The 8007-nt window shown below is 65.1% G+C and carries 7 protein-coding genes and 1 pseudogene; 4 read left to right on the forward strand and 4 right to left on the reverse strand.

The genetic code is table 11. The features are described 5' to 3' along the window. Positions 1-200, reverse strand: a pseudogene (locus EAO80_RS14975) (peptidase); the annotation flags it as partial. 123 nt (positions 201-323) lie between these two features. Here EAO80_RS14975 and EAO80_RS14980 point away from each other — a divergent pair. From EAO80_RS14980 to rad50, 3 genes are read left to right on the forward strand one after another with little or no spacing between them, the layout of a single operon-like run. Further along, entirely contained in the window at positions 324-596 is a 273-nt protein-coding gene (locus tag EAO80_RS14980) for a MarR family transcriptional regulator (RefSeq protein ID WP_122090679.1), read from the forward strand. A gap of 48 nt (positions 597-644) precedes the next feature. Further along, entirely contained in the window at positions 645-1955 is a 1311-nt protein-coding gene (gene mre11 / locus EAO80_RS14985; RefSeq protein WP_122090680.1) for a DNA double-strand break repair protein Mre11, read from the forward strand. After that, positions 1952-4624, forward strand: a complete 2673-nt coding sequence (rad50, locus tag EAO80_RS14990; protein WP_122090681.1) for a DNA double-strand break repair ATPase Rad50 — start codon at positions 1952-1954, stop codon at positions 4622-4624. The genes mre11 and rad50 overlap by 4 nt, the downstream gene beginning before the upstream one ends. On the opposite strand, the gene EAO80_RS14995 is transcribed toward rad50, so the two are convergent. Genes EAO80_RS14995 through EAO80_RS15005 form a run of 3 tightly spaced genes read right to left on the reverse strand, consistent with a single transcriptional unit; the run spans position 4598 to position 5650 of the window. Next, positions 4598-5029 carry a DUF7346 family protein gene (locus tag EAO80_RS14995; RefSeq protein WP_122090682.1) on the reverse strand — a complete coding sequence of 144 codons (432 nt, stop codon included), beginning with the start codon at positions 5027-5029 and terminating at the stop codon, positions 4598-4600. The two genes, rad50 and EAO80_RS14995, sit on opposite strands and share 27 nt — an antisense overlap. A gap of 23 nt (positions 5030-5052) precedes the next feature. Beyond that, positions 5053-5427, reverse strand: coding sequence for a DUF7322 domain-containing protein (locus tag EAO80_RS15000; protein ID WP_122090683.1), 375 nt, complete (start codon positions 5425-5427; stop codon positions 5053-5055). A gap of 49 nt (positions 5428-5476) precedes the next feature. After that, positions 5477-5650 carry a DUF7331 family protein gene (locus tag EAO80_RS15005; protein WP_449404322.1) on the reverse strand — a complete coding sequence of 58 codons (174 nt, stop codon included), beginning with the start codon at positions 5648-5650 and terminating at the stop codon, positions 5477-5479. Positions 5651-5863: 213 nt separating this feature from the next. Here EAO80_RS15005 and EAO80_RS15010 point away from each other — a divergent pair. Then, on the forward strand, positions 5864-8007 hold a 2144-nt coding region (locus tag EAO80_RS15010; RefSeq protein WP_122090685.1), incomplete at its 3' end, for a DNA-directed DNA polymerase.

The following is an 8007-nucleotide window of genomic DNA, read 5'->3' on the forward strand; positions in this document are numbered from 1 at the left end:
TTCTTGTTCTCGTGGGTCAGCCGTTCGAGCTTCTGCTGGTACTTGTTGTTCTCGGCGTTCGCGTCCAGCAGCTTGTCGCGCATCTCCTCGTTCTGGTCCTCCAAGATGTCGAGGCGATCGCGCAGGGCTTCGATCTTCTCCTGCTGTGAGGTGCCGTCCTCCTCGTAGGGAAGGTCGACGTCCTCCACGGTATCGGTCATTGGTGCGATTTACGTCGCTGACTCATAAGAGGTTTCGGGTCGATCGAACGCCGCAAAAATTCCTATTAGTAATATTTCTAAAGAGGAAATATTATTACGTTGTATCCGGTAGGGTGAAGCGAAATGAGCACGTCAGAGGCTATATCGGCCGACACCGGGGAGAAGACGGGGTGGGATGCGGTTCGAGAGCTTCCGCCGAGCGCGAAGCTCGTCGCGAAGGTGCTCGAGTACAACGAGACGCTGACCCAGAGCCAGCTCGCCGAGGAGACGCTCCTGCCACCCAGAACCGTCCGCTACGCGCTGAACCGCCTCGAGGAGGAGGACGTCGTCGAATCGCGGTTCTCGTTTTCGGACGCCAGAAAGCGCCTCTACTCGCTCGCGATCGATTCGCGCTAGCCGGCTTTTCCCACGTCGCTTATACGGTTCCCGCGCGAATCACGGGACATGACACGGGTGATTCACACCGGCGATACCCACATCGGCTATCGCCAGTACCATTCGGCCGAGCGTCGGGCCGATTTCCTCGCCGCCTTCCAGCGGGTCGCCGCCGACGCCGTGGAGGAAGACGTCGACGCAGTCGTCCACGCCGGCGACCTCTTTCACGACCGGCGCCCCGACCTCCAGGACCTGCTCGGAACCCTCGACGTCCTCCGCGATCTCGACGACGCGGACGTACCCTTCCTCGCGATCGTCGGCAACCACGAGGGCACCCGCGAGGGCCAGTGGCTCGATCTGTTCTCGCGGATGGGACTCGCGACCCGCCTCGACAGCGAGGGAGTCGTGATCGGCGAAACGACGTTTTACGGGCTGGATCACGTGCCGGTCTCCCGGCGCGAGGAGTTGGAATACGACTTCTCCCCGCCCGAAACCGACCACACCGCACTCGTCGCCCACGGCCTGTTCGAGCCCTTCCCGTACGCCGACTGGGACACCGAGGCACTGCTCGACTCCGCTCCTGTCGAGTTCGACGCGGTGTTGCTCGGCGACAACCACCACCCCGACCGCGCCGAACTGGGGGGAACCTGGGTGACCTATTGTGGCTCAACCGAGCGCGCGAGCGCCAGCGAGCGAGACGGCAGGGGCTACAACCTCGTGAGCTTCGTCGAGGGCGAGGCCCACATCACCCGCCGGGGGCTCGACACCCGCGAGTTCGTCTTCGTCGACGTCGAACTCGCCGCGGGCGAGGGCACTGAACGGGTGCTCGAACGCGTCGGCCAGCACGACCTCGCCGACCGTGTCGTGATCGTCACCGTCGAGGGCGAGGGCGAGACGGTCACGCCCGCCGAGGTCGAATCGTTCGCCCGCGAGGAGGGCGCGCTGATCGCCCGGGTGAACGACAAACGCAACGTCGAGGAGGGCGCCTCGTTTGACGTCTCGTTTTCGGACCCCGATACGGCGGTCCGGGCGCGACTGGAGGAGATGGGACTGTCGGGCGCCGCGAGCGACATCGACGAAACGGTGCGTGCGAGCAAGATCGCCGATACGAACGTCCGTGGGGCCGTCGAGGAGCGCGTCAGGTCGCTGATCGAGGAGGAACCCGAGGCGTTCGAGACGGTCGAATCGGAGTCAGCAATCGAAGGGACGGAGACGATGGAGGACGCCATCGCCTCCGAATCCGGGACTGATGTGACCAATGAGACCGACCCGCCCGATACGGACGGGCAGAACGCGGTCGGTCACGCGGAATCGACCCACCGGCCCGAAGAGGCGAGCGCCGAGGGTCAGGACCAGTCCTCGATGGAGGAGTACCTGTGAGGATCGAGCGGATCCGGTTGAAGAACTTCAAGCCGTATCGCGATACCGACCTCCGGCTCGAACGCGGCGTGACCGTGATCCACGGGCTCAACGGCAGCGGGAAGTCCTCGCTTCTGGAGGCGTGTTTCTTCGCGCTGTACGGCTCCTCGGCGCTCGATGGCACCCTCGAGGACGTGATCACCAACGGCGAAGAGGAGTGCGAGATCGAGCTGTGGTTCACCCACGCCGAGGGGGAGTACCACATCGAGCGCCGGGTTCGCCTGTCGGGCGAACGCGCCCAAACCGCCACTTGCGTCCTCGAAACCCCCGACGGGAGCGTCGACGGCGCTCGCGACGTCGAGCGCTCCGTCGAGAACATGCTTCGGATGGACGCCGACGCCTTCGTCAACTGCGCGTACGTCCGACAGGGTGAGGTCAACAAGCTGATCCACGCCACGCCGAGCGAGCGCCAGGACATGATCGACGACCTCCTCCAACTGGGCAAGCTCGAGGAGTACCGCGAGCGGGTCAGTGAGGCTCGTCTCGGAGTCAACGACGTGCGGGCCGACGTGCAGGGTAGCCTCCGGGAGGTCGAATCCCAGATCGACGAGAAGGAGGAGCGAAACCTCCCCGCGATCCTGAACGACCTCGGAACCGAGCTCAACGGTGTCGTCGAGGAGATCGAGCGCTTCGAGGAGAACAAGCGAAACGCGGAGCGAACCCGCGAGGAGGCGAGCGAAGCCCTCGACGCACACGAGGAGACCCGCGAGGAGATCGCCGACCTCGACGCCGACATCGGAGAGCTCAGAGAGACCATCTCGGGGACCGAACGCGACCGCGAGGGAATCAAAGAGCGGATCGCCGAGACTAGCAAGCGGATCGGGGACCTCGAAAGCGAGCGCGACGAGCTACTAGCCGAGGCGGGTTTCGAGAGTGCCGACGCGGATCGACTCGCGGAGCGAAACGAGGCGCTCGACGACGAGTTAGAGGACTGTCGCGAGTCGATCCGCGAGGCGAGCCTCGCCGCCCAGCAGGAGAAAAGCGACGCGAAGACGAGCACGGAGGCAGCCGAGGACCTCGAAACACGGGCCGAGGAGGCCCGCGAGGAGCGCGCGAGCCTCGAAGACGAGGTCGAGACGGGAACCGAAACGCTCGCCGAGCGCCGCGAGTCCCTCTCCGAACTCGACGAAGAGATCGAGGACCTCCGCGAGCAGTTCGACGGGGCCCCTGTCGACGTCGGCGGGGCCGATGGATTGCTGGCCGATCTGCGCGAGAAACGCGAGGCCCATCGAGAGCGGGAGACGGAGCTACGGGCCTCGCTCGAAAGCGCCCGCGAGGCACTCGAAGAGGGCGAGCGCCTCCAGGAGGCCGGCAAGTGCCCCGAGTGCGGCCAGCCGGTCGAGGGCTCGCCCCACGTCGACGCCCTCGAGGAACGCCGCGAGCGGGTCTCCGACCTCGAAGCCGACCTCTCTGAGCTGCGCGCGGAGCGCGAATCGCTCGCCGAGCGCATCGACCGGGCCGAGCAACTGGCTGACGCCGAGGAGGAAATCACGAGGAACGTGGATCGCCGCGAAACCCTCTCGGAGCTGCTCGCGGATCGTGAGACGGCCCTCGAGGAGAAACGCGAGCGGATCACCGACCTCGAAGCTCGCGCCGAAGAGCTCGAAGCCGAAGCGGAGGCGAAACGCGAGGCCGCAAGCGAGGCCCACGAGCGGGCGGGTGAGGCCCAAGAGTGGATCGCCGACCTCGACGAACGCCGGACCGAACTCGAGGAGCGGCTCGACCGACTCGACTCGCTTTCGGACGTGCTTGTGGAGATCGAGAGCGCCCGCGAGACGGTCTCGACGCTTCGAGAACGCCGCGAGGGGCTCGCGGAGCTGAACGACGAGCGCCGCGAACGACTCGCCGACAAGCGCGACCGAAAGGACGAGCTCGAAGCCGAATACGACGCCGCACGAATCGAGCAGGCACGCGAGAACAAGCGGGAGGCCGAGCAGTACCTCGAGAAGGTCGAGGACAAGCTCGCCGAACTCGCCGAACGCGAGGAGACGCTGCGGGACCGTATCGGCGGCGTCAAGCGCGAACTCGAGACCCTCGAGGAGCTCCGGGAGCGCCGCGAGGCCCTTCAGGAGCGCGCGGCGGCGCTCGACTCCCTCCACGAGGAAGCCGAGCAGCTCCAGGGGATGTACGCCCAGCTGCGCTCGGAACTGCGCCAGCGAAACGTCGACCAGCTCGAACGCATGCTCAACGAGACGTTCGATCTGGTCTATCAGAACGACGCGTACGCGAAGCTCGAACTCACGGGCAAGTACGAGCTCACCGTCTACCAGAAGGACGGTTCACCCCTCGCGCCCGAGCAGCTTTCGGGCGGCGAGCGCGCGCTGTTCAACCTCTCGCTTCGCTGTGCGATCTACCGCCTGCTTGCCGAGGGGATCGAGGGTGGCGCGCCGATGCCCCCGCTCATTCTCGACGAGCCGACGGTCTTCCTGGATTCGGGCCACGTCTCGAAGCTCGTCGACCTCGTCGAGTCGATGCGCCGACTCGGCGTCGAGCAGATCGTCGTCGTGAGCCACGACGACGATCTGGTGGACGCGGCCGACGAGCTCGTGACCGTCAAAAAGGACCCGACATCCAACCGGTCGACGGTCGAGCGCGGCGAGGCGCTACTCGCCGCCGGAGTCACGGAGTGAGGACAGTGCCTCGCGCGCCGTCTCCGTGGTTCGGTAGCCCCGTTCGCCCGCGACCTCACACTCCTCGATCAGCCCCGCCGCCCGGAGCTCCGTGACGAGCCCATGGAAATCGCTCTCACAGAGGCTATCGAGCGAGAGCAGTTCGCGTACCGGTCGAGCGCCGGTATCCAGAAGACAGAGCAAGCCGAGCGTGCGGTCGTCGTGAACCGCGCGTAGAAGTCGTCTGACCGGCTCGTCGACCTCGCTGGCGGCGAGTTCGAGTGCAGAGGCACCCTCGATTGCCGACAACGAGTCGGTTTCGACGTATCGCTCCTCGCCCGTCCCGGGGTCGCGGACCAGACTCGATCCCTCGGATCGTTTGAGCAGGAGGTACCGCGAGCCATCGACGTCCTCGACGGTCTGCATGGCCCCTTTACATCCCTCGCCGGTTAGTCGCTGTCGGTGTCCAGCTCGTCGAAGTCGAGGGTCCAGTACTTGTAGATCCCCCGACCGAGCGCCAGCAGCCCGACCGCGAGCATGCCGCCGCCGAGATAGGTCCGTCCCTCGAAGACGAGAAACAGCGCCCCGACGCTGGCCGCGAGGACCCCGACGTTGAACAGGACGACGAGGGTCCAGAAGGCGCTCAGAAGGTCGGTCGATGTCCCCTCGGGGCCGAGCATCCCGTCGATCTCGGGCGCGACGTCCGGCGCCTCCGGGGTTTCGGGACCGAGGGTCGGTTCGCTCTCCTCGGGTTCGATAGCGGGGATCTCGGGGCCTAGATCGGGCTCCTCGGGCTCGTGCTCCGAGCGGTCGTCGGGAAACACACTCGGTGATCGGTCGACGGGAGCAAAAGCGATTCGACACGCGGCCGAATCAGAGTTGGTCGGGCAGCGAGACGGCGTGGCTCGTTTTGACCCACGCGAGCGGGTTTCGCACGTCATAGAACACGATGTCGCCACTGGCCTCGTAGGTTTCGACCGACTCGACCGCGTCGAGTTCCTGTTCGTCGTCGGTACCGCCCTCTCGTTCGTGATCGGCGCTTGACATCGTCGTCACCATTCTCCGGTATGTGTTAACATGATATATGTCTTGTTGCCGAGTCACATTATACCATAGTATTCGAACGAAGAGGATTTCGCCGGACGAACGGTGGATTCGCCGCTCGTTCGCCCTCGTCTCGCGTGTCTCGCACGGCGAACGACGGGTACTCCGCTCGGTAAACCACCGAGGTTTTAGCCCGCCCCAACCAACGAGCGGTAAATGGAGCAATCGGGACTCTCCGCCTACGGGGACGCGAGCGAGAGCAAGCGTCCGGCCGCGGAGGCGCGCGCGGTCGCCGGTAACGGCGGTCGGGACACCGACGAGGTGGTCGATATCGACGAACGGCGCTTCCCCGTAGTCGAGAGGACGATCGACCTCGGCGTCACACAGGTCAACTACACCATCGAGGAGACTTCCGAGGGTGAACGACCCGTCATGCACGTCTTCGGGCGGGACGACGCGGGCGAGGCCCACCACGTTCGCGCGTACGAGTTTCGGCCGTACTTCTACGCGCCCACCGCAAGTCTGAGCGACGGGGACCTGAACGACAGCCGGATCACCGGCTCCGAGGAGGGCTATCAGTCGATCCGGGGCGAGCAACTCACGAAGGTCTTCGGGCAAACCCCCCGGGACGTCGGGAACATGCGCGACCGGTTCGACCACTACGAGGCCGACATCCTCTTTCCCAACCGCCTGCTGATCGACAAGGGGATCAACAGCGGGATTCGGGTGCCCGACCGGCGTGACGACGACGGCTCCATTCGAGTCCACCACGAGGAGATCGAACCCGTCGAGGCAGAGGCCGACCTCCGGATCCACAACTTCGACCTGGAGGTCGACGATCGTTCAGGGTTCCCCGAGGAGGGCGAGGAGCCGATCGTCTGTCTGACCAGCCACGACTCGACGCGCGAGGAGTACATCGGCTGGCTGTACATCGCCCCCGCCGGCGACGGGACGGCCCCTGAGGACCTGCCGGAGTACGCTCCGATCACCGAGGACGCCGACATCGAGATCCGCGCCTTCGAGAGCGAGGAGGCGATGCTCGACGCCTACCTCACCTACCTCACCGAGACCGACCCCGACGTGCTCACGGGCTGGAACGTCGACGACTTCGACGCCCCGTACCTGATCGACCGCCTCGACCGTCTGGATCCGGCGACCGACTACGACCTCTCGATGGAGCGCCTTTCCAGAGTGAACGAGGTCTGGCGAAGCGACTGGCAGGGGCCCAACATCAAGGGCCGGGTCGTCTTCGACCTGCTCTATGCGTACAAACGTACGCAGTTCAGCGAACTCGATTCGTATCGATTGGACGCGGTGGCAGAGACCGAACTCGGGGTCGGCAAGGAGCGCTACGCTGGCGACATCGGTGACCTCTGGGAGCAGGACCCCGAACGCCTGCTCGAATACAACGTCAGGGACGTCGAACTCTGCGTCGAGATCGATGCCCGCCAGGGGATCATCCCCTTCTGGGACGAGGTACGGACGTTCGTCGGCTGTAAACTGGAGGACGCTCCTACCCCCGGCGACACCGTCGACATGTACGTCCTGCACAAGGTCCACGGCGAGTTCGCCCTGCCTTCGAAGGGCCGCGTCGAGAGCGAGGACTACGAGGGTGGAGCCGTCTTCGACCCGATCACGGGGGTGAAGGAGAACGTCACCGTGCTGGACCTGAAATCGCTGTACCCGATGTGTATGGTGACGATCAACGCCTCTCCCGAGACGAAGGCCGGTCCCGAGTACGATGGGGAGACCTATCGCGCGCCCAACGGCATGGAGTTCAAACGCGAGCCCGACGGGATCATCCGGTCGATGGTCGACGAACTTCTCACGGAGCGTGACCGCAAGAAGTCCCGCCGGGCCGAACACTCGCCGGGCAGCGGCGAGTACGAACGGTTCGACCGCCAGCAGGGCGCGGTGAAGGTCATCATGAACTCGCTGTATGGGGTGCTCGGCTGGGAGCGCTTCCGGCTCTACGATAAGGACGTCGCCGGGGCGGTCACCGCCACGGGAAGGGAGGTCATCGAGTTCACCGAGGAGTCCGCGAACGAACTGGGCTATCAGGTCACCTACGGGGACACCGATTCGGTCATGCTCGAACTCGGGGCCGACGTCGACAAACAGAGCGCCATCGAGCAGTCCTTCGAGATCCAGGACCACATCAACGGTTCGTACGACGAGTTCGCGAGCGCGGTACTCGACGCCGAGGACCACCGCTTCCAGATCGAGTTCGAGAAACTCTACAGGCGGTTCTTCCAGGCCGGCCGGAAAAAGCGGTATGCGGGCCACATCATCTGGAAGGAGGGCAAGGACGTCGACGACATCGACATCACGGGCTTCGAGTACAAACGCTCGGACATCGC

The sequence above is a fragment of the Halalkalicoccus subterraneus genome, from assembly GCF_003697815.1.
Lineage (GTDB): Archaea > Halobacteriota > Halobacteria > Halobacteriales > Halalkalicoccaceae > Halalkalicoccus > Halalkalicoccus subterraneus.

Bases quoted from the DNA above. Each gene is read 5' to 3' on its own strand.
- EAO80_RS14980 (WP_122090679.1), top strand. From the start codon at position 324: ATGAGCACGTCAGAGGCTATATCGGCCGACACCGGGGAGAAGACGGGG.
- mre11 (WP_122090680.1), top strand. From the start codon at position 645: ATGACACGGGTGATTCACACCGGCGATACCCACATCGGCTATCGCCAG.
- EAO80_RS14995 (WP_122090682.1), bottom strand. From the start codon at position 5,029: ATGCAGACCGTCGAGGACGTCGATGGCTCGCGGTACCTCCTGCTCAAA.
- EAO80_RS15005 (WP_449404322.1), bottom strand. From the start codon at position 5,650: ATGTCAAGCGCCGATCACGAACGAGAGGGCGGTACCGACGACGAACAG.